A 21,331-nucleotide genomic window follows, 5' to 3' on the forward strand; every position below is an offset into this window, starting at 1 on the left:
GCAAATTATAAGATTTTTTTGAAATATGAATAACTATTCTAGCAAAAATCTTATTAATTTTCGCTACAAAATACCTCAAAATAGCAAATCAACTAGAAATGTCCACAAAAAAAACCTAGGTTCTAAGTCTTGATTATAAATAGACAACTTAAGTCCCCTTCTTCACATTTCAGCATGGCTTCAAATTCTTTTATACGCTCTTCGGTTTTTCCTGTAAGACACATAAGCAGTATCATTGGATATACGGAACCGCCATAAACCCCAAAACTTCGAAATTCACAATCAGCATCTCAGTACTTAATCCATAAATTGGGGGATTTTTTAAGTAAATTAACTTGTTCTTGTTTGTCTGAAATATGTTTTAATATTTCTTGGTATATTTGATTTAGTTTCTTATCAACTTTCTTATATTCTGCTTGTGTCATGGTATTATTACAATCAACAGAAAATACTTGCTTTTTTCATTATTTTATCATTTTTAAAATAATTAATTAAGCATCACACACCGTGACGTTCTGCAATTAAACTTTTTATTTTACCGATAGCTTTAGCAGGATTTAAGCCTTTCGGGCAGGTCTTAGTACAGTTCATAATCGTATGACAACGGTAAAGCTTAAATGGGTCTTCTAAAGCTTCAAGACGTTCACCGGTATTATCATCCCTTGAATCGGCAATCCATCTATATGCTTGTAGTAAAATCGCAGGCCCCAAATATTTATCACCGTTCCACCAATAGCTAGGACAAGAAGTAGAACAGCAAGCACATAATATACACTCATATAAACCGTCAAGCTTTTCTCGGTCTTTAATCGACTGTAACCTTTCAGAGTTTGAAGGGGTAGGGCTATCGGTTTTGAGCCAAGGTTCTATAGATTCGTATTGTGCATAAAAATGCGACATATCAGGTACTAAATCTTTCACTACTTTCATATGAGGAAGCGGATAGATTTTGATATCGCCTGATATATCTTCTATTGGTTTTATGCATGCTAAAGTATTTGTACCGTCAATATTCATTGCACAACTACCGCAAATTCCTTCCCGACAAGAACGCCTAAAAGTTAAAGTAGAATCGATTTCGTTTTTGATTTTAATTAAAGCATCTAAAACCATCGGTCCGGTTTTGCTTAAATCTATCTCAAAACTATCGATAGTAGGATTCTCATCAAGATCAGGATCATACCTATAAATTTTTATCTTGCTAGGTTTAAGCATTTCCTCTTGTTCTTTATACTCTCTACCTTTTTTTACTACTGAATTTGGCGGTAACCTTAACTCTGCCATTTAAGTACTCTCTTAAAATTTGTTTTTAGAACTATACAAAATAATTAGCTAATTCACAATCTTTCATACCTGTTACGTGGATGACATTAATGTCTCTAGGTTGCCATGCTACTTACAGTTACTCACAAGGTATTGCTAGCGTGGATACCGATGTACCGATGTCATTCCCGCAGAAGCAGGAATCCAGAAAAAATAGTCTTAATACTAACAAAATAAACCTAAAAAAACAAGTTTTTTGTAGGTTGTACTGGATTCCCGCTTCTGCAGGAATGACATCAAGAGCATTTACTGGTCCACGCAACAATGCCTACTCACAATGACGATATTTATAGTTAGCAATCCATATACGAAGATCAACTTCAAAAAGAGCCAGGAGTTCACAAGACAAGGAACACAGCGTATACTTAATACGTGAGTACCGCAGTACTTACAACTTAGCCAATTTTTGAAGTTGATTGAGTATATTCCATTATACATTAAACTGCTCTTTTTATTGAGTCATATATATTTGCTATTATTTATGAAATTACTGAATTGCCTATAACCCTTTAATCCATCTGCAACATAATGATCTTGAGGGAAACCCATTAAATATTTACATTCATTGATTGCTAGTCTTCTTATCTTATCACTTATATAATAAAGACCGGTTCTAGCACCGACACCAACACCAAAAGCTGATAAAGTGAATGACCGAAAGGGCTGTAAATCCTTTCACCTTGACCGCCTTTATTAACTTGACCAATCCTAATTGGTTTTCAACCGGTGTTTTATCTAAAATAACATCATCTCTATTAATATATAGGTTTTTATCAACATCCTGTTCTAAAATATCATTAAGAAAAATCATTTCATAAGACTCTTCCGGTTTTACATATTTGAGTGTATATTCACTGCTAAAATCTTTTCGTAAACAAACAAAATAAACTCTTTCTCTTTGTTTGCGGTACTCCAAATAATGAAGCATTTAATACATTTCTATATACTTTATAGCCAATCTCATCTAATTTTTGGTCTATAGTTTCAATTACGCTGCCATTATTAATATTCAGAATATTTTTAACATTCTCAAGCAATAATATATAGGGTTTGTGATATTGTACTATTCTGATTATTTCATACAAGAGTCTACATCTCCTATACCAAGCCTCTTACCTGAAATACTAAAAGATTGGCAAGGAAAACCGACACATAAAATATCATGTTTGGGGATTTTGGTTTCTGATATTTCCGTAATATCACCGTATGGCTTATCACCGAAATTTCTTTTATATGCTTCTTGTACGTCTTTGTCTATATCAGAAGAAAAAACACATTCAAGACCCTTTATTTCCAAGGCTTTTCTAAAAGCACTGATACCACAAAATAAATCTATAAATTTATACATAAATTATACTACTAAACTTAGGAAGCGGAATTTTCTTTTTTAGCTTTAGTTATTTTTGTTTTCTCAGATGATTTTTCTTTATCTATTTTTATAGTAGATGAATCATTAAAAGGAAATTTATTCTCCTCTTCTGAATCTAAAGCTCTACCACTAAGTAAATTTTTAATTTGCTGACCGGACAATGTCTCATATTCAATTAAAGCATTTGCTAAGGTATGAAGTTGATCTATATGTTTTGTTAAAATATCTTTTGCAAATTCATATCCTTGCGTAATAATTCTTTTAACTTCAGCATCAATTAACTCTGCAGTAGCTTCCGAGGTTTCATTATTAGGTTGTCTACCATACATATCGTCACCACTTGAACCGTGAAATATCGGTCCTATTAAATCACTTAAACCTGCTTTTGTAACCATCGCTCTTGCAATATTAGTTGCACCTTTTATATCCGACGAAGCTCCTGAGGTTACTTTATTTCTACCGAAAATAATTTCCTCTGCTACTCTTCCTGCCATATAAACTGCTATAGATGATTCCATCTGTTCACGATTCTGAGAATATTCATCAGTTTCAGGAAGTCTTTGCACCATCCCAAGAGCATTACCACGTGGTATAATCGTAGCCTTATGAATAGGTGATGCTGCAGGACAATAAAGTCCTACTAATGCATGTCCGCCTTCATGATATGCAGTCAACCTTTTTTCTTTCTCCGACATTGCAATGGAGCGACGTGCAACTCCCATCAGCACCTTATCTTTTGCCTCTTCCATGTCGTGCATATCTACTTCTTTCTTACCAAGCCTTGCAGCAATAAGAGCAGCTTCATTAACTAAGTTAGCAAGTTCAGCACCGGAAAAGCCCGGGGTACCGCGAGCAATAATTCGTGCTAGTACCGTACTATTATATTTAATTTTCTTTAAATGTACTTTTAGAATTTGCTCACGACCGTTTATATCAGGGTTTGCAACGGCAATTTGACGATCAAACCTACCGGGACGCAGTAATGCACGATCAAGAACGTCAGGACGGTTTGTAGCTGCAATGATCACAACTCCCTCGTTTGCTTCAAATCCATCCATTTCGACTAACATTTGGTTTAAGGTTTGCTCACGTTCATCATTGCCGCCACCCATACCGATACCTCTATGGCGACCTACCGCATCAATTTCATCGATAAAGATAATACAAGGAGCATTACGTTTACCCTGTTCAAACATGTCACGCACACGGCTTGCACCAACACCTACAAACATTTCAACAAAATCAGAGCCGGATATGCTAAAAAACGGAACATTAGCCTCACCTGCAATTGCTTTAGCAAGAAGTGTCTTACCGGTTCCGGGAGGACCTATAAGTAAGCAGCCTTTCGGTATTTTACCGCCAAGCTTTTGGAACTTGCTTGGATCTCTTAAAAAATCTACTATTTCAGTTAATTCTTCTTTTGCTTCATCGATACCTGCTACATCTTTAAAGGTAATTTTTGGTCCTTTATCTGATAGCAACCTAGCTTTAGATTTTCCAAACCCCATGGCTTTCCCACCTCCATGCATTTGACGCATGAAAAAAACCCAAACACCTATCAATAAAAGCATAGGAAACCAAGAAATTAAAAAGCCTAAAAAAGTATTCATTCTTGTTTCAAGAGGCACTACTTCAATATTAACGTCATTGCTAGTAAGACGATTTACTAAATCAGGATAATCAGGAGCATAAGTGTTAAAAGTAGAGCCGTCATTTGAAGTGCCTTCAATTACTCTACCCTGAATTTTTACCGAATTAACGGTCTTTTCATCAACTCGTGTTAAAAAATCCGAGAAAGTTATATTATTTCTTCCGCCAAGTAAACCGTCAGATTGGAACACATTAAAAAGTAATATTACAAAAATAAAAAGTGCTGCCCAAGCTAAAATACTTCTACCTTGATTATTCATCGATATAAAACCTAATAAAAATTTTTATTGGTATAAGAGAGGTCTGTAAATAAATTTTAATTAGTAGTTAAAATTTATTTACAGATAACCTCTTAAATACCGGTGTTAGCAAAAATGGGTGAAACGAGATACAAAATTTGGAGAAAAAGATACTTCAAAGTTCCACATGTGTTATCATAATATGATATATGTGGTATTGCTATAACTTTTTCAAGTATTTTAATTATAGGTAAGGTCAATAAAACTGCATTGTGGTTTTTGCAGGATAGATTTTTCAAAGGTTCTAAATCTAATTGTTTCTTTATTATTTTATAATCTTCTAACGATAGATGAGTTACAAAACAATTTGGAGTTTCTTGATTTTTTGTGATACAAAATCTATTATCCCAAATAACGGATTTATCTAGTAATATTTTACTCTCAGGTAATTTTTTGCCGAATTCCCTGTATATAAGTAACTCGTTTTGTATACGCTTAATTATACAACCATGAAGTGTATTCTTAAAGTTTACGTCTTGAGTAATTAATTTCAAAATAGGTTCTACCGAATAAAAACGAGCTGCTCTAGATTGTCCACTAATTATTATCAGTAAAAAATTAATTATTTGTACTTTCACCTCATTTGAAAACTTATCAAATTTAACTAAATCAAGAAAAGCAAAGCCATATTCAAAAATCTTGACCGCTTCAGCTATCGCCGATATTAATTCAGGCTTAAACTCGTTTTCTATAAGTTTGTTGGTTTTAAGTTGTTGTGAGATTATTGCGGCTTTAGACATCTTTCCAAACTTCGCTTCTAGAGGTAATTTAGACACCGTTCCGGTACTCGCATCCTCACGTGGCATTGTTGCGTGGATCAATTTTACCTCTGTCATCCCGTGGCTTGACCACGGGATCCAGTTAAAAATACTAAAATTATTAGTACTTTGTATTGTCTTTATGGACCCCGTGGTCAAGCCACGGGGTGACACAGTGAGTGTTACCGGTCCACGCAACAATGCATCCTCACGTACTTTTTTATACGCTGCGGTGTTGCGTTCCGTGTCTCCTTTAAATTCCTTTCTATAAGCTGGTTTGGAAAGATGTCTAATATAATCTGCACCTTTAGCTAATTTTTTCCTAATAACATTTCGTCTATATTTATCAGATGAATTTGACTCATCTTCAAACCATGTTATATTATGACTGACTAAATATTCTACTAATTCACTTTTTGGAATATTATATAGCGGTCTAATTATGTGTATATTATTATACCAATTGATATTACTGCTACTAAGTCCAAATATACCGCTATTACGCTCTAATCTTAAACAAAAATTTTCTACGTAATCATCTCATGGTGAGCAGTTAAAAGTACTAATATATCGAGTTCTAGACATAGATTTGTCATCAAATCATAGCGTCCTTCTCTTGCTCTTTCTTGTAAATTGGAAAAATTATTTTGATGGTCAAAAGATAAACTATAATGCTTGCGATTTAGACTATTACTGATATTTTGGATATAATGGGTCTCTTGCTTCGACTGTTCCCGTAAGTTATGATCAACCGATATAACAAATAATTCTATATTATTTTTTTCTGCCCAAATATTAGCAAGATAAAGAAGTGCTACCGAATCGCTCCCACCAGACACTGCAATCGATATTTTAGATAAGCCAAAATTACCTATTAGATTATTGATATTATACTCAAATTTTTCATATAGCATGGTTGAAAAATGTTAGTATTATAAAGTGTTTGGATATTGTGGTCAAACGTAGTAGTATGTCATTTCCGCATAGGCAGGACGTTGTTGCATGGATCTTATGTCATTCCTGCGAAAGCAGGAATCCAGAAAAAAAGTATAAATACAGCAAATTTTTGAAATTAAAAGCTCGATTTATCTCGCTTTATGCTGGGTGCCCGCCTACGCGGGAATGACATCGAGCAAGTTTCTCAATCCATACAACAATGCTCTGCTTTTGCAATGGTACAAAAAACTACACAATTAGATGATAAAAAAAATTTATGCTGACTCAGCTAAATCTTCTGAAGTTTCAGTCTTTTGTTCGCATAAATAATCTTGTGCTTCTGATTCTGATCTTGCAACAATAACCGTAATTATAGCATTAAGCTCTGCATGGAGTCTTATTTCAACTGTATAAATTCCGGTAGATTTAATTTGTTTATCAAGAATAATATTTGAATGAGAAATATTATAAGATGCATTTTCAGATAATTTATCGGCTATTTCTTTATTAGTAACCGAACCGAAAAGTTTACCGTCATCTGATGTTTGACGGATAAAAACTAATTGTTGATCTTTAATAAGAGCATTAATTTTTTCTACTTCTTCTCTTATTTGCTTATCTTTTGCTTCAAATTCGTGTTTTTGTTTAACTATTAGCTCTTTATTAGGCTCAGTAGCTCTAATAGCTAATTTTTGCGGTAAAAGATAATTACGACCAAACCCGTCTGCTACTTTGAGTATGTCGCCAATTTTACCTAATTTTCTTACGGGTTTTATTAATATAATTTCCATGTATTATGCCTTTATTTAGCTTGAAATACAAAAGGTAATAACGCTAAAATTCTTGCAATTTTAATAGCATTATTTAGCTTTCTTTGTTTCCTTGCACAAACATTTGTGATCCTGCTTGGTAACATTCTACCGCCTTCAGAGACAAATTTTATTAAAAGCTCAGGGTTTTTATAATCAATAACAGGTGCATTAGGCACAGAAAGAGGGCATCCTTTACGTCTTCTAAAAAATACTTTTTTAGCAGTTTTATCTCCTACCTTGCGAGCAGCTGTTTCACTAGCATTATTACTTTTTAACATTCTTTAACCTTAATTCTTACAAATTTAATTATTAATCGTTACGTCAATTACCGGAGTATTCTCTGTACTTTGATTTTTTAATATCGGTGAAGGTGCACTACTAATTGAATCTGCTTGAATTGTAAGAAATCTAATGATATTTTCGTTAAGCTTCATTTTTCTTTCTAGCTCTTCTTTTACATTACCAGTAATATCTAGACCTAAAAAATAATAATGTCCTTTTTTGTTATTACCGATTTTGTAAGCTAAAGTTCTTAACCCCCAATATTCTTTTTTTATGATAGTGCCATTATTATCTTTAATAATTTTAGCAAAATCATCAACGATTTTATCTATATCGTTTAATGATACGTCTTGACGTATAATAAAAACTGATTCATAAAAGCTCATGATATATAAGAATCTCCAACAAACAAACTTTAAAATAAAGCTACTTATAGCAACTAAAACTATTAAATTCAAGTATTATCTTTAAAAAATTATTATTTCTTTATTTCTTTTTATAAAAAGTTTGCTATAAACCCTAATAAATTAGAAAATTATTACAAAAATTTTTAATTATTTACTAAATATTAATGAAGATTAATTCAATATTTGATAAGCTATTACCTGAAGTTTTAATTATAGAAGAAAAAAATAAAAAAAGTGTTAATATTTCTTTAAGTAATGATATAGAAAGAGCAGGATTTAATATAATGAAGGCTTCAACTCTAGAAAAAGCATTAACTTATTTTTTTAGTCAGCTGCTTGCTATCATGATTATTAGTGCAGAATTACAAGAAAATCCTTTAATAACAATAAATAACGTTTAACAGAAATAGACGATAACGTGCTATTTTTTTATAAGCCCTTCTTATCTGAGCAAATAGTAGGTACTTTAAAGAGCTTATTGAGACGTTCCAAGTCAGTTGTACAAGATAATATTATTAAATTTAAGAATCTAAATATTGATTTAAATAATGAAAAAGTATACAAAGACGGAATGAATATTCGTCTAGATCCTACTGAGTTTAAAATTTTACGACTTTTTTTTCAGGTTCCAAATGAAGTATTTTTGCGTCAAGAAATAATAAAATATTTATGGGAAAGTGAAGAGACCTTTAATGAACGTCTCATAGATGTTCATATAAATAGGATTAGAGAGGCCTTAGGGAAAGACAATTTAATTATTACAACCGTTCGTTTTATCGGTTATTGTCTAAATAAGGATAACTAGAATTTTATTGTCAAAATTTTCTTTGTATTTGTGCATTAAGTATGTTAATATCTATTAATATTTATGTATAATATAATTAAGATTTTATTCTTGCCGATTTATATATTTTATAACTAAAAACTGTAAATTTTATGTTAAGTAAACTAAATAAGCCCGCTTTATTTGCTTTAATATTTTATCCTATTTTTATTATATCTCTTGTAGCTAAATATTCGTTTGATTATGGAATAGGGCTAACTGAAGTTATTTTTATAATTGCTAGTTATTATATTAATAATATTACCGTTGGGATCGGTTTGCATAGGTTATGGTCTCATAATGCCTATAAAATAAATAAATATGCCGAGTTTGTCTTAATTATGCTGTCTGCAGGAACATTACAAGGACCAGCTTTATCTTGGGCATCTAATCATTATAAACATCATAGATATACGGATCAAGACCAAGATCCGCATACTCCTTTAAAATTTGATAATAAATTTTTAGGCTTTATGTGGTCTCATATAGTATGGATGCTAGTCGGAAGCGGTAGCTATAAGTCTATCGATCGCATTACTTGGGCTAAGCACGGGAAAAACAATTTATTAAAATGGCAGCTAAAATATTATTGGCAAATAGCAGCTTTTATGAATGTTGTCGTGCCTTTATTTATCGGTTACTTAGTCGGCGGTACTATGCAATCGGCATATGCAGGATTTTTATTTATGGGGCTTGGTAGATTCCTACAGCAGCAAGCAACCTTCTGCGTTAATTCTTTATGCCACTTTGCCGGTAGTAAAAAATATTACAAAGGCACTGCCGGAGATATTTGGTGGATGGCATTATTCTTACTCGGTGAAAATTGGCATAATTACCATCATGCTTTTCCTTCAGATTATCGTAACGGTACAAAATGGTATCATTTGGACGTTCACAAATGGATAATATTTTTAATGAGTAAAATCGGTTTAGCTTCAGAACTTGAACGTACTACAAAAGTACGTATACAGGCAAAAATGCAAGAAACTTTAAGCTATCTTAGTGAAAAACAAAAGCAAAAATTGACTTTAATGCAAACTAAAATAGATCATTTATTAGAAAATCTATGCTTAAAAATTAAAGAGCTTGAAGAATCATCTATTACTATCAAAGAACAATTTAAAAAATCTTTTGTAGAAATACAAGAATCACTTAAAAATTTAGCGGAGCAAGTAAGTTTTGCAACGCAAATAACAGAAAAACCTTCGGAAAAACTATTAAAAATAGTTAATAAAAAAATTATTGATGCCGAACAATCTATTTATAAGCTGTATAATCAATTAAATACCTTAAAGGTATCTTAAATTAGGCATTATTAAAGATAGATATCGTGATTGCAAGCGGGTGTTGGTGTTGTCACATGGATCCTGTTATGTCATGTCCGCATACGCGGGAATGACATCGGTATCCACGTGGGCAACACCTTCTCACAATAACGCAAACTATCATTTTTTACTTAACAACGCCTCTAATTAGTTTCAATTTGAATGATAAAAATTTTAGGTATAGAATCAAGCTGTGATGATACAGCTGTTTCTATAATCACTGAAAATCGAGAAATCTTATCTAATATAATCATTTCACAAAATACAGAACATGCAGTTTTTGGAGGGGTAGTACCTGAAATTGCTGCACGTTCTCACTTATCGCATCTAGATAAAGCATTAAAAAATGTTTTAAAAGAAAGCAACACTAAATTAACGGACATTAGTACAATTGCTGCAACTTCCGGTCCAGGTTTAATCGGCGGTGTTATAGTTGGCTCAATGTTTGCAAGATCGCTAAGCAGTGCTTTAAAAAAACCCTTTATTGCAATTAATCATTTAGAAGGTCATGCTTTAACCGCAAGACTAACCGATAATATTCCTTATCCTTATTTACTCTTGTTAGTTTCGGGCGGACATTGCCAATTTGTAGCAGTTTTAGGTCTCGGAAAATATAAAATACTAGGATCTACTATAGATGATGCCGTAGGCGAAGCCTTTGACAAGGTAGCCAAAATGCTAAACTTAGATTTTCCCGGAGGACCTGAAATTGAGAAAAGAGCAAAACTTGGCGATCCTCATAAATATAAATTTCCAAAACCTATAATTAACAGCGGTAATTGCAATATGTCCTTTTCAGGGCTTAAAACTGCCGTGCGTACTTTAATAATGAATTTAAAGGAAATTAATGACACTGTAATCAATGATATAGCGGCAAGTTTTCAATTTACTATAGGAGAAATTCTAAGTAGTAAGGTACAAGATGCTATTAGAGCATATGAACAAATAACAAATAATTTTGATAAGAAGAATATAGTTATTGCCGGCGGTGTCGCTGCTAATAAATATTTACAAGAAATATTAAGTAGTTGTGCTAAAACATATGGTTATCGGCTTATTTATCCACCTATCCACTTATGCACCGATAATGCTGCAATGATTGCATATGCAGGACTTGAGCGTTACAATAATAAGTTATTTACTCCTTTGAATTTCTGTCCAAAAGCTAGGTGGAGTTTAGAGGATATTAGTAATTAAAATTTATTTACTAATATCCTCTAAGAAGAAATATAATTTTTTAATATTGACACTTCTTAATTTAGTAGTATGATATGTAATTACCATGAAACATGGTAATTACATATATAAAAAAGAGGTAAGTTTATGAGCAATAGCAATTATGAAAACATATACAAAGCATTTAATTGTTTTTCAGAAGCAACCAATTCTGCCTATTCAGCCGTAAATACTTTTTTAGAACTACCTAATGTATTTAATAAATATCCTACTGTTATTTCTTTAATTTTTTCTAAAACAGCAAAATTAGACTCTAATATAACCAATATAATTAAAAACGGTGTTATTATATATGAGATATCAACAACCTTAATAGGGGCCGTAAATACTTTTTATAAAGATAAAAAACTAGTCGATAAAATATTAAAAGACGGACAGAATGCTATTGATAAGCTTATTGAAACAACAACCTATTTATCGCCAATAGTTACAGGTATTACAAATTCTTACTTAGTTGATCCGTATAAAGAAGAAAAAGCACTATTATTTGACTTACAAATTCCTAACTCTACTAGTAGTGATGATTATAAATTATCAGGTACTGAAAGTATAACATTAGCTGAAATTGAATATTATTAATACTAATTAATAGAATTTTTTTATTACTTTTTCTAGATGACCATACTCCTTGTAGTTGTGGTCTTGTTGCATTGCTCGTTTTGTGTCATTCCTGCGGAAGTGGGAATGACATCAAACGCGTTTTTTGAGCTATACAACAAATCTTTTAATAGCCCGCAATGACAAAATCAATAATTATTAAACAGTGCCTTTAACAAGAATAGTGGATTATGCAATAATTCGTTATTCGGAAAAAATTAATCAACTCATTGTTACCTTCAATTCTTTATCCTTTGCATTTATTTTAACCGTTTTACCGCTACTTATCTCGCCTGCTAAAATCATTTTGGCTAAATTATTTTGTATTTCCCGCTGGATAAGACGTTTTAAGGGTCTTGCTCCAAAGCTTGGATCATAACCTTTTTCGGCTAAATAATTTAAGGCAGATTCATCAAATTCAAGAATAATATTTTGTGCTAGTAAAATTTTCTTTAAGCTTTCAAGCTGTATCTTAACTATATCATGAATATTATTACGATTTAGGCGATGGAATAATATAATCTCGTCTAGTCTGTTTAAAAACTCAGGTTTAAATACTGCTTTTACATATTCCATAACCTCATCCTTTACTTTATATGTATCTTCGTCCTCTTTCTGATTAACGAGTATCTCAGCACCTAAATTAGATGTTAAAACTATTATAGTATTCTTAAAATCAACCGTTATACCTTGACTATCTGTTAATCTTCCCTCATCAAGTATTTGCAGCATAATATTAAATATGTCGGGATGGGCTTTTTCAACCTCATCAAATAATATTACCTGATAAGGACGGCGTCTTACTGCCTCCGTCAACACTCCGCCTTGATCATATCCGATATAGCCGGGAGGAGCTCCTATCAGGCGAGAAATAGCGTGCTTCTCCATATATTCCGACATATCTATACGAAGTATTGCATTACGGTCATCAAAAAGAAAACTAGCTAAGGCTTTGGTAAGCTCGGTTTTACCGACTCCGGTCGGTCCTAAGAATAAGAACGAACCAAGCGGGTGGTTAATATCTTGAATCCCTGCACGTGATCTTCTTACCGCATCACTAACACCTTTAATTGCCTCATCCTGCCCTATTACCGATTCTCGTAATTTCTGCTCCATCACAAGCAGACGCTCACGTTCACTTGATAGCATCGTATCAATTGGAATACCAGTAATACGAGAGATAATACTTGCTACATCACTTTCCGATACAATTTCTTTTAACAGCCCTTTATTATCCATACTTTCGGCTTCCTGAAGCTTTTTCATAATCTCAGGTATAATTCCGTATTTTAGCTCACTAGCTTTAGCGAGATTAGCATCGCGTTCGGCACGTTCAAGCTCGTTTCGGCTACGGTCTAGTTCTTCTTTGAGCTTTTGTGTTTGCTGTAGTTTAGACTTTTCAGCTTGCCATTTAGCTCCCATATCATAGGATTTAGACTCTAATTTTTCTAATGCTGTAGTTAAATGCTCTATTTTCTTTTTAGAATGCTCGTCATTTTCTTTTTTAAGTGCTGCAAGCTCTATTTTTATCTGAATAATACGACGGTCCAGCTCATCAAGCTCTTCTGGTTTACTTGATAGCTCTATTTTCATACGACTACAAGCTTCATCAATCAAATCAATAGCTTTATCAGGTAAATAACGATCGGTAATATAACGGTTTGATAACGTCGCTGCTGCAACTATTGCACTATCGGAAATTCGCACTGCATGATGCAGCTCATATTTTTCTTTAATTCCTCTAAGTATTGATATAGTATCCTCAACCGTCGGCTCACTCACGTAAACAGGCTGAAAACGACGAGCAAGTGCCGCATCTTTCTCGATATATTTACGATATTCATCTAGAGTAGTAGCACCGATACAATGTAGCTCACCACGAGCAAGCATCGGCTTTAGTAAATTCGAGGCATCCATAGCACCGTCGGTTTTTCCCGTACCGACTAAGAGATGCAATTCATCGATAAATAAAATAATTTCACCGCTTGATTCTTTGATTTCGCTAAGCACTGCTTTAAGACGCTCTTCAAATTCACCTCGATATTTAGCTCCCGCTATTAAAGCTCCCATATCAAGCTCAATAATACGGCAATTAATAAGCGATTCAGGTACGTCCTTACTAAATATTCGTTGTGCAAGCCCCTCTATTATAGCAGTTTTACCGACTCCAGGTTCTCCGATCAATACAGGATTATTTTTCATACGTCGTGATAGTACCTGCACCGTTCTTCTTATTTCTTCATCACGTCCGATTATCGGGTCAAGCTTACCGCTTTCGGCAAGCTCTGTTACATCTCTGCCGTATTTCTTTAAAGCATCGTAACTATTTTCTGCCGATTCGGTATCTGCTTTTTTGCCTTTACGAAGCTGTAAAATAGCTGTTGCTATTTTTTTATTATTAATTCCATTATTCGTTAAAATTTTACCGGCTATAGTATTATCATAAGTTAATGCTTCAAATATACGCTCTATGGTTACAAAGCTATCCCCACTGTCTTTAGCAATGCTACTAGCTTTTTCTAAAACTTTAAGAGCTTCAGCAGAAGAATAAACTTGTCCCCCTCCCTCAACCTGAACTTTTGGGATTTTATTTAGTTCTAGCTGAACTTGATCTTTTAATAAGTTTATATTACCACCGGTATTATTAATAAGGGTTTGAATTATACCTGTTTCTTCACTTAAAAGACTAGATAATAAATGCAAAGGTAATATTTGCTGATGATCATTTTTAGCAGCAAGTGATTGGCTACTAGCTATCACTGATTTAGCATGTGTAGTAAATTTATCAATATTCATATAAATAATATATTTTAATTAATAAAGTTAAATATTTTTAACTAGACTATTTTTATATATAATAATTTTTAATTAAAATAACAAGAGATGCACAACTACATATAGAATTTTATAATACTTTCATCATTAAAAAAACAATTTGATAACAATAAGGAGTTTTTATTAAATCATACAAAAGAATTTTTAACCACACCCGGAGTAGGCGTTACTTTAGAAATAAATAGAGCGAAAATTGAAGAAGCTGTTGAAAAAGGCAGCTTTACCGAGGCATTACAGGGTTTAGCAATGTTACGTCATGAGAAAACCGGTATAAAGCTTACTAAAATTGAAGGGAAAAACGGTGAAACTCCAATATTAATACGTGACGGTCGTAACAATCCCAATGCAAAAATTGTTTTAGGCACTAAAGCTTTTGAAATGCAATATTTAAATGCTATCAGAGGAGCGATAAACATAGCAAAGGGCAAAAATAAACCTGAGCTTGTGCTGAAATTAAATAAAGAAGCAGTAAAATTTATTAATAGTTTTAATGCTTTGAACATGGAAAAATCACAAGAAAACATCTCAAAAAATATGCAAGCTGAAATTGACAGTGTTGCTGAATTGCTAGGAAAAAATGGTATAATGTAATGCCTGAATGGGAGAGGAAGCTTGTTGATCAGTATACCGATACAATTTAAAACGGTAGGCATGTTATCCCAACCCAGTTACGACAAATTGTTGGCATGAAAAACGCCTTTGAGAAAATTGGGGCAATAACCGACACAGACGGTAAAAATTTTGAAACATTGCTTACATCTAAACATGCAGGTACATTAAGCCTCGATTTCAAATGATATAGATTCTAGACAAAAAATTACCGACTTAAATGCACGCCAAGCTCAAGAATGGCTTGAAGACGGTGTTACTCTTCATACTAATACATTAAACTCAGGTCCTATAGGAGCTGGTGGCAATGATCCCACAATTGTTGATCAGACAAAAAAAATCTATGGAAAATGTCGGTGGGAAAAATACTAATACTCCTCTTAATTTATTTAGGCTTATAGGAGTAACAAATAACTTTGCAGGAGTGAGTGATACTTTAAACAAAATAGCAAAAAATTTACCGACTGAAAAAGGAATTGATGAATTAAAAGCACATATTAAACCTAGAAGCAAATTTGAACGTTTTTTTATGATAAATAAACCTAAAGGAAATGCAGCAGAAACAATTAACAATGCAAATTTAACGGATCAGGAAAAAGAAATATTTAAAAAAGCTGTAACATTAAGAAAAAATATTGAGCAAGCAGATATTCCTTTTAGAGTATCCTTCGAGACAAAACTTCCTTTTATATCTTTTGATAAAGAAAATATTAATCTAAATATATCAGATGTCTTAAGTAAATTAACAGCGAAAATAAGACAAAATAAACAAGAAACTAAAACCACTAGTTTAATAAATTTACCTCAGGAAGAAATATTAATAATGTGTGCCAGCGGTAAAGATAGAGAAGGGCTTAATAAACATAATAAAATATCTCAAGCAGTATCAAAATATACCGATATAAAAAGAAACAGACATCGATAAACAATTACTTAAAAACTGTGATATTGCTCAGCAAGCAGGTAGTATTTATGCGGGCGGTGCAACAAATAGGTTGTTACGGCACTAAAAAAGAAAATAAAAGAGTCATTCCAAAAAGTAGACAAGAAACACTTGCTGTTATAATGGCATTAACTGCTAAATAAAATTGCAGACAAAAAAAAGATGGATAAAAAGATAGATGCAGAATATGAAAAAAAATCACCCTAGAGAATCCATCGCAATACGCAGTGATAGGAAAATTGTTAAACCGTTAACTAAATCGGTATCACAGCTTAAACCAAGTATAACCCCACCGGTTAAATTTAATAAACGTCAAAATATAGGTATGGAGAAATACTGTCAGAACTTGCAATTGTAACAAGCGGTACTAGAGGAATAGGTAAAGCTACCGCTTTAGAATTAAAAAATAAGGGTCTTACGGTAGTTGCTAATTTCTTCAGCAATTACGACACTGCTAAAGAAATGGAAGAAAAATACGGTATAAAAACCAAACGCTGGAATGTTGCAGATTTTGAAGAATGTAGAAAAGCAGTAAAGGAAATTGAAGAGGAGTTTAAAAAACCGGTAAGTATTCTTGTAAATGCCGGTATTACCAAAGATAAAATGCTACATAGAACGAGTCATCAAGATTGGAATGATGTGATTAACGTTAATCTCAATTCTTGCTTTAATATGTCTAGTAGCGTAATGGAGCAGATGCGAAACCAAGATTACGGTCGTATAATAAATATCAGTTCAATTAATGCTCAAGCAAGGCAGTTTGGGCAGACTAATTACTCTGCTGCTAAAGCTGGAATTATCGGCTTTACTAAGGCCCTTGCTCGTGAAACTGCTTCTAAAAATATCACCATTAACTGTATAGCTCTAGGGTATATTGCAACCGAAATGGTAGGAGCAGTACCCGAAGACGTGCTTGTTAAAATCGTTAATAATATCCCCAAAAAAAGACTAGGATAGCCGGAAGAAATAGCTAGAGCCGTGGCATTTTTAGTTGATGAAAATGCCGGATTTATAACAGGTGAGACTATTTCTATCAACGGCGGCCATAATATGATTTAAACAATTAACTAATAATAGATTAGAATACGAAAGAGATCGTAAACCAATTAATCTCTAAAGGAAGAGAACTTTTCAGTAAAAATGAATATAAAGAAGCACTTAATATATTTACCTTAAATTAAATAATATAAAGGTTTTCTACATATCTATTATTATGAAGGCATCACTTTACTTGTGTTGGGGAGAGTATGATAATAATGTTGAACAAATAGACCTTTTACCTTAAGGCAGTAGCTTCATTACGACAAGCAGCTCTATATAAATCTAAACCTAAAGATACTGATGTTTTATTAGGAAAAGCTTTTTATAAAGCAGGTAAATTAAGCGAAGCTGGTACTGTACTTAACAAATATATATATCTTGTCCAGAGAATGAGGAAGAATTGCAGGAAATTCTCAGTCAAATAACTCCAGAACTTAATAAAACTACTAATTCACCGATGTTATCGAGAGATAGTAGTCAATATGACCACGATATAGCTCGACATGCGCAAGCAATTGCAGACATAAAAAAATGTTACAATCTGCAAATGTTGGGTATACTGCAGATATAAACAACCAAATTAAAGAATTGAAAGTCATTAACCCTAAATTAGAAGAATATTATAAATGTTTTAATATGGCTTTACACAATGTATGTATTGCTGCTAGTGCTGTAAGTAGCGGCCTAGTAGTTCCTGATGCAGGATATTTAACGTGTGAGTGCCTCTTCTCTTATAAAATGGGTTTGTTATCTTGATGACATAGCAGCGTCCGGTTTTTTAAATTCTATTGCCACTGCTCTAATAGCAGTTCTGCATGATGCCGGTGATAATATGTTTAACTCTAAGGAAGAAAAAAAGCTAGTAGATGTACTTACTAAATTTTGTAAAATGATTAATAAACAATCTGATATAACCGTACCTGTAGGACAAGATCTACAGAGATTAGCTTTACTTTTTGCTAATTTAAGGAGTGTAGAAATCAAAAAAAATAATGAGACAGATTTCAGTAATTTCTTTACGACTAAATTGCCAATGCACAATAAATTTTTTCGTTATGATACCAATAATACCAAAGAAATGAATAGTAATCCTATGGAAAAATTAGCGTTTCAAGATGCTATTTCTTTGATTAGTTATATGTATCATCATGCAGAGGATATATTAAAGAGTTCTAAATCGTTGTTAAATCAAATTTTAACTACTACAAAAGAAGGATTAAGCACATCATGGGATTATATAAAGAAAACTACTCCCGGCAATGTAGAGTACGATTTATGGCAAATGGAAAAGCAAGTACCTGAATCTGAAATAATAACTGAGAAAGCAAAAAGCGGACAGCTGCGAAGTATAAAGATATCTTGCTTTTCGGTTGATTGCTCAAAACCACTTTTAAAAAAATAGCGATTTCTTCAACCGGCATCAGAAGAGGAGTTGAAGATTTTCTTAATCAAAAATATTTTGCTGATAAATTTACTGAAGAAGAACAAGGTTGTTTTGTCTTATTCTTAGTATATAAAATATTTAGATATGGTAATAAGGTATGTCTCAAATATTTTAGCGAGCAACAGCCGGAGCTAATTACAAAAATTTTTGATGATTATCCTCATTGATTCTTTAGGAGAGAGGCAATTAACATATGTATTAAAAATAAAGATGGTAGACAAAAAGCATTAGATGCAATAAAGTTAAAATCGTCAGATAAATTTTTTAAAGATTGCTTTGATACAGTATTCTCTAAGGTAGATGTTTTTGTAAACCTCATATTTGAAGAAGAACCTAAACCGAAGCACGTACCTAATGAGCCTGAGCTTGTATTTAACTTAGAGCTCATACCTTTAAATATAGACGAAAATGATGATGTACTACCAACAAGTAATAGAAAATAACAACTAAATTTTTAAAATGACTAGCATATATCACATTCTTGACCGTGTTCCTGCTATTTATAAGCAGGACATGGAAATAGAGTATGAGCATTTGGCTATGCAATTAATTAAGTCCGGTAAATTACGGATAGATACCGATGATTGCTGCAATTTTGCAAGGTTTACCGAACCTGCTCTTAATATAAGCTTAATGGTTAGTCAAGAAGAACTAACAAGCCCGCATTTAATCCCTGAAACTACCAAGCTTTTTCAAAATTTATACAGAAATTCCGCTTCAGATCAAAAAATAAAATCAATTTTCGATAATTTAAAAAAGCAAATACAAAAGCTACAGCCGGTTAAGAAAGAAGTAACCGAAATGCTAGCACGTATTTTTGTTCAGTCGGCTCATCCGATCGTAATAAGGTGGCTTCTTCTTAATAAGACGGAAGTATTTCTTACCTACTCACATAATATCGGCGATATGATGGATATGGTTAGCTGGCAACGAGTAGGCGGTAATAGCGGTATGCAAAGCACTAACGGCAAGGACGTAGCTATTTTTGTTTCATGCGGCGGTAATCCTTTTGCTGAAAACAATAAAGATCATCCGACTTACGGCAACGGCTTTGCTGCGGCAGCAAGACTTCAGATTATCGCAGCCCAAGAGCTTGGGCATTTTGCTGATATAAAAAGAGATGATAAAGGCAGGCAAATAACTCGCCATTCGGCTAATTTTTCCGGTACTAAAGCTACCGATAAAGTACGAATTGCTAGAAAAAATGACATAATACATTGTCATAATTTGCTGAGTAAGCTCCTTAAAGCAGGTATGAAAAAGCAATTAGATTATGAAACGAAACTTAAATTTTATAATGCAAATAAAGTTAGCGGCTTAAAAGTTTATGCTATAAAATTCATGATTTTTATATATAAATTTCGGCTTTTAAATTATAGCAGTAGGAATAATCTAATATTTGTAAGAAAATTTAAAACCGATGAATATATGGCATTAATGATTGATGCTATGTTTAAAGATATGCAAGCTAATTTATCACCGGCAGCTGACGTGTATAAAAATAAAAATCCTGAAATTGAAGAAGCGATAGCCTGCATTGAAGCCTTAGCAAGAGTACCGCAACAAGCCGTAAAATGGGGATATTTAACTACCAAAGAAACTATGCATGACCTTTATAAAATATATTATAACGAGGTTATACCTTCTTTAATTACTAGCTATAATGCTATCACCGGTGAAAATTATCAACGTGATTTTAAAAAGCCCAAAAGTAATTTCTTTTCTAGAATCAATATCTTTAGTAACAAAAAGTTAGTACTAAAACCGGTTAGGGAATTATGAGTATACTGATGTGAAATGAAGAATGGTAGACGAAGATTAACTTCAAAAAGAGCAAGGAATTCACAAGGCGATGAGGCATTGCTGCGTGGATATTGTTTTTTTGTCATTGCGAGGAAATGAGTCTGTCATATATTTTGTGTAAGTTGTAAAGCAACAGAAAAAGAATTACTGTTAAAATACAACTAGAACAAAGGTAAGCAAATATGGCTAAGAAAATAGAAGCTGGTGTTAGGAATACAGATATAAATACTAAGCTAGTAGAGGAAATATTATCCCAATCTAATCCTAAAGAGTTATTTGGAAAGGATGGATTGTTTCAGCAGTTAAAGAAGAGGTTAGTAGAGAGAATATTAGAGGAGGAGCTAAGTCATGAATTAGGTTATTCGAGGCATAGCAAGTCATCAAAGCAAGATAGCAATCGTCGTAATGGTACGAGCGAGAAGACAGTAATAGAAGACAGTGGTCAAAAGATAGTACTTGATATTCCAAGAGATAGAGACAATAGTTTTGAGCCTCAATTAATTCCTAAGGGAGTCAGAAGATTCACTGGATTTGATGATAGTGTTATTTCGCTTTATGCAAGAGGTATGACCATGAGTGAGATCCAAGCCCATTTAGAGGAGATGTATCATACGGAAGTATCTAAGGATCTTATCTCGACTATTACAGATGGAGTTATGGAAGAGGTAATAAGGTGGCAAGCACGAGCATTAGATAGAATATACCCGATTGTATATTTAGATTGCATCATGGTAAAAGCAAGAGATAATAATATAGTTATAAATAAGGCTGTTTACCTTGTTATTGGTATAAATATAGAAGGTAAGAAAGAGCTTTTGGGTATTTGGGTTAGCAAGAAT

Annotated in this window: 19 protein-coding genes and 6 pseudogenes; 15 read left to right on the forward strand and 10 right to left on the reverse strand. The window is 32.9% G+C overall.

Annotated features, from left to right (window positions below):
- Positions 1-122: 122 nt before the first annotated feature.
- Together RAT170B_RS12255 and RAT170B_RS06645 are read right to left on the reverse strand one after the other, a co-directional pair.
- Positions 123-425: pseudogene (locus RAT170B_RS12255) on the reverse strand (lysozyme inhibitor LprI family protein).
- A gap of 73 nt (positions 426-498) precedes the next feature.
- On the reverse strand, positions 499-1,284 hold the full coding sequence (locus RAT170B_RS06645) for a succinate dehydrogenase iron-sulfur subunit (RefSeq protein WP_045805943.1): 786 nt from the start codon (positions 1,282-1,284) through the stop codon (positions 499-501).
- 89 nt (positions 1,285-1,373) lie between these two features.
- On the opposite strand from RAT170B_RS06645, the gene RAT170B_RS06650 reads away from it, so the two are divergent.
- Complete coding sequence (locus RAT170B_RS06650; protein WP_146620373.1) at positions 1,374-1,604, forward strand: hypothetical protein; 231 nt, start codon at positions 1,374-1,376, stop codon at positions 1,602-1,604.
- Between the two features lie 332 nt (positions 1,605-1,936).
- Here RAT170B_RS06650 and RAT170B_RS11805 read toward each other — a convergent pair whose 3' ends face one another.
- The 7 genes and pseudogenes from RAT170B_RS11805 to rpsF all read right to left on the reverse strand — a co-directional run bounded on the left by RAT170B_RS11805 (position 1,937) and on the right by rpsF (position 7,815).
- Positions 1,937-2,134, reverse strand: coding sequence for a hypothetical protein (locus RAT170B_RS11805; RefSeq protein ID WP_231920530.1), 198 nt, complete (start codon positions 2,132-2,134; stop codon positions 1,937-1,939).
- A gap of 46 nt (positions 2,135-2,180) precedes the next feature.
- Positions 2,181-2,671, reverse strand: a pseudogene (locus RAT170B_RS11810) (DNA cytosine methyltransferase).
- A gap of 17 nt (positions 2,672-2,688) precedes the next feature.
- Positions 2,689-4,602, reverse strand: a complete 1,914-nt coding sequence (gene ftsH / locus RAT170B_RS06665) for an ATP-dependent zinc metalloprotease FtsH (protein WP_014013788.1) — start codon at positions 4,600-4,602, stop codon at positions 2,689-2,691.
- Between the two features lie 105 nt (positions 4,603-4,707).
- A pseudogene (gene tilS / locus RAT170B_RS06670) lies at positions 4,708-6,313 on the reverse strand (tRNA lysidine(34) synthetase TilS).
- A gap of 297 nt (positions 6,314-6,610) precedes the next feature.
- Positions 6,611-7,126 (reverse strand): 50S ribosomal protein L9, encoded by a 516-nt coding sequence (rplI, locus tag RAT170B_RS06675; RefSeq protein ID WP_045805945.1) that lies wholly within the window; start codon positions 7,124-7,126, stop codon positions 6,611-6,613.
- Positions 7,127-7,137: 11 nt separating this feature from the next.
- A complete protein-coding gene (rpsR, locus tag RAT170B_RS06680; protein WP_045805946.1) occupies positions 7,138-7,425 on the reverse strand; it encodes a 30S ribosomal protein S18 in 288 nt (95 codons plus the stop codon).
- Between the two features lie 24 nt (positions 7,426-7,449).
- Entirely contained in the window at positions 7,450-7,815 is a 366-nt protein-coding gene (gene rpsF / locus RAT170B_RS06685; RefSeq protein WP_014013784.1) for a 30S ribosomal protein S6, read from the reverse strand.
- A gap of 185 nt (positions 7,816-8,000) precedes the next feature.
- Here rpsF and RAT170B_RS06690 point away from each other — a divergent pair, with 185 nt between their 5' ends.
- The 5 genes from RAT170B_RS06690 (at position 8,001) to RAT170B_RS06710 (ending at position 11,799) form a co-directional block, all read left to right on the forward strand.
- Complete coding sequence (locus tag RAT170B_RS06690; RefSeq protein WP_014013783.1) at positions 8,001-8,237, forward strand: hypothetical protein; 237 nt, start codon at positions 8,001-8,003, stop codon at positions 8,235-8,237.
- A gap of 17 nt (positions 8,238-8,254) precedes the next feature.
- The gene (locus tag RAT170B_RS06695; protein ID WP_045805947.1) at positions 8,255-8,641 is read left to right on the forward strand and encodes a winged helix-turn-helix domain-containing protein; all 387 of its coding nucleotides are present in this window, start codon (positions 8,255-8,257) and stop codon (positions 8,639-8,641) included.
- 131 nt (positions 8,642-8,772) lie between these two features.
- Positions 8,773-9,963 (forward strand): fatty acid desaturase, encoded by a 1,191-nt coding sequence (locus RAT170B_RS06700; RefSeq protein ID WP_045805948.1) that lies wholly within the window; start codon positions 8,773-8,775, stop codon positions 9,961-9,963.
- A gap of 183 nt (positions 9,964-10,146) precedes the next feature.
- The gene (gene tsaD, locus RAT170B_RS06705; protein ID WP_014013780.1) at positions 10,147-11,181 is read left to right on the forward strand and encodes a tRNA (adenosine(37)-N6)-threonylcarbamoyltransferase complex transferase subunit TsaD; all 1,035 of its coding nucleotides are present in this window, start codon (positions 10,147-10,149) and stop codon (positions 11,179-11,181) included.
- Positions 11,182-11,307: 126 nt separating this feature from the next.
- Entirely contained in the window at positions 11,308-11,799 is a 492-nt protein-coding gene (locus RAT170B_RS06710; RefSeq protein WP_014013779.1) for a DUF5424 family protein, read from the forward strand.
- A gap of 240 nt (positions 11,800-12,039) precedes the next feature.
- Here the strand turns inward: RAT170B_RS06710 and clpB are convergent, their stop codons facing one another.
- Entirely contained in the window at positions 12,040-14,613 is a 2,574-nt protein-coding gene (gene clpB / locus RAT170B_RS06715) for an ATP-dependent chaperone ClpB (RefSeq protein ID WP_045805949.1), read from the reverse strand.
- Between the two features lie 285 nt (positions 14,614-14,898).
- On the opposite strand from clpB, the gene RAT170B_RS06720 reads away from it, so the two are divergent.
- The 9 genes and pseudogenes from RAT170B_RS06720 to RAT170B_RS06755 form a co-directional block, all read left to right on the forward strand.
- The gene (locus tag RAT170B_RS06720; protein ID WP_261368767.1) at positions 14,899-15,243 is read left to right on the forward strand and encodes a hypothetical protein; all 345 of its coding nucleotides are present in this window, start codon (positions 14,899-14,901) and stop codon (positions 15,241-15,243) included.
- Between the two features lie 325 nt (positions 15,244-15,568).
- Positions 15,569-16,186 (forward strand): hypothetical protein, encoded by a 618-nt coding sequence (locus RAT170B_RS10660; protein ID WP_261368768.1) that lies wholly within the window; start codon positions 15,569-15,571, stop codon positions 16,184-16,186.
- A gap of 205 nt (positions 16,187-16,391) precedes the next feature.
- A complete protein-coding gene (locus RAT170B_RS10665; RefSeq protein ID WP_155980666.1) occupies positions 16,392-16,562 on the forward strand; it encodes a hypothetical protein in 171 nt (56 codons plus the stop codon).
- Positions 16,541-17,263 (forward strand): annotated as a pseudogene (locus RAT170B_RS06730) (SDR family oxidoreductase). The gene RAT170B_RS10665 and the pseudogene RAT170B_RS06730 overlap by 22 nt, the downstream one beginning before the upstream one ends.
- 154 nt (positions 17,264-17,417) lie before the next feature.
- A pseudogene (locus RAT170B_RS11815) lies at positions 17,418-17,670 on the forward strand (hypothetical protein).
- A 106-nt stretch (positions 17,671-17,776) separates the two neighbouring features.
- Positions 17,777-18,001, forward strand: a complete 225-nt coding sequence (locus RAT170B_RS06735; RefSeq protein ID WP_014013772.1) for a hypothetical protein — start codon at positions 17,777-17,779, stop codon at positions 17,999-18,001.
- 614 nt (positions 18,002-18,615) lie between these two features.
- Positions 18,616-19,132 (forward strand): annotated as a pseudogene (locus RAT170B_RS06745) (hypothetical protein).
- Positions 19,133-19,148: 16 nt separating this feature from the next.
- Positions 19,149-20,471 carry a DUF2748 family protein gene (locus RAT170B_RS06750; protein ID WP_045805952.1) on the forward strand — a complete coding sequence of 441 codons (1,323 nt, stop codon included), beginning with the start codon at positions 19,149-19,151 and terminating at the stop codon, positions 20,469-20,471.
- A 203-nt stretch (positions 20,472-20,674) separates the two neighbouring features.
- Positions 20,675-21,331, forward strand: a 657-nt coding sequence (locus RAT170B_RS06755; RefSeq protein WP_045805953.1) for an IS256 family transposase, incomplete at its 3' end; no start/stop codon positions are given.

It is taken from the genome of Rickettsia argasii T170-B (assembly GCF_000965185.1).
In the GTDB taxonomy this organism is placed as follows: domain Bacteria; phylum Pseudomonadota; class Alphaproteobacteria; order Rickettsiales; family Rickettsiaceae; genus Rickettsia; species Rickettsia rickettsii.

What these genes read in the sequence shown, in the direction of transcription:
- RAT170B_RS06645 (WP_045805943.1), bottom strand. Translation starts at nt 1,284, where the DNA reads ATGGCAGAGTTAAGGTTACCGCCAAATTCAGTAGTAAAAAAAGGTAGA.
- RAT170B_RS06650 (WP_146620373.1), top strand. Translation starts at nt 1,374, where the DNA reads ATGTCTCTAGGTTGCCATGCTACTTACAGTTACTCACAAGGTATTGCT.
- RAT170B_RS11805 (WP_231920530.1), bottom strand. Translation starts at nt 2,134, where the DNA reads ATGATTTTTCTTAATGATATTTTAGAACAGGATGTTGATAAAAACCTA.
- ftsH (WP_014013788.1), bottom strand. Translation starts at nt 4,602, where the DNA reads ATGAATAATCAAGGTAGAAGTATTTTAGCTTGGGCAGCACTTTTTATT.
- rplI (WP_045805945.1), bottom strand. Translation starts at nt 7,126, where the DNA reads ATGGAAATTATATTAATAAAACCCGTAAGAAAATTAGGTAAAATTGGC.
- rpsR (WP_045805946.1), bottom strand. Translation starts at nt 7,425, where the DNA reads ATGTTAAAAAGTAATAATGCTAGTGAAACAGCTGCTCGCAAGGTAGGA.
- rpsF (WP_014013784.1), bottom strand. Translation starts at nt 7,815, where the DNA reads ATGAGCTTTTATGAATCAGTTTTTATTATACGTCAAGACGTATCATTA.
- RAT170B_RS06690 (WP_014013783.1), top strand. Translation starts at nt 8,001, where the DNA reads ATGAAGATTAATTCAATATTTGATAAGCTATTACCTGAAGTTTTAATT.
- RAT170B_RS06700 (WP_045805948.1), top strand. Translation starts at nt 8,773, where the DNA reads ATGTTAAGTAAACTAAATAAGCCCGCTTTATTTGCTTTAATATTTTAT.
- tsaD (WP_014013780.1), top strand. Translation starts at nt 10,147, where the DNA reads ATGATAAAAATTTTAGGTATAGAATCAAGCTGTGATGATACAGCTGTT.
- RAT170B_RS06710 (WP_014013779.1), top strand. Translation starts at nt 11,308, where the DNA reads ATGAGCAATAGCAATTATGAAAACATATACAAAGCATTTAATTGTTTT.
- clpB (WP_045805949.1), bottom strand. Translation starts at nt 14,613, where the DNA reads ATGAATATTGATAAATTTACTACACATGCTAAATCAGTGATAGCTAGT.
- RAT170B_RS06720 (WP_261368767.1), top strand. Translation starts at nt 14,899, where the DNA reads ATGTTACGTCATGAGAAAACCGGTATAAAGCTTACTAAAATTGAAGGG.
- RAT170B_RS10660 (WP_261368768.1), top strand. Translation starts at nt 15,569, where the DNA reads ATGATCCCACAATTGTTGATCAGACAAAAAAAATCTATGGAAAATGTC.
- RAT170B_RS10665 (WP_155980666.1), top strand. Translation starts at nt 16,392, where the DNA reads ATGAAAAAAAATCACCCTAGAGAATCCATCGCAATACGCAGTGATAGG.
- RAT170B_RS06735 (WP_014013772.1), top strand. Translation starts at nt 17,777, where the DNA reads ATGTTACAATCTGCAAATGTTGGGTATACTGCAGATATAAACAACCAA.
- RAT170B_RS06750 (WP_045805952.1), top strand. Translation starts at nt 19,149, where the DNA reads ATGACTAGCATATATCACATTCTTGACCGTGTTCCTGCTATTTATAAG.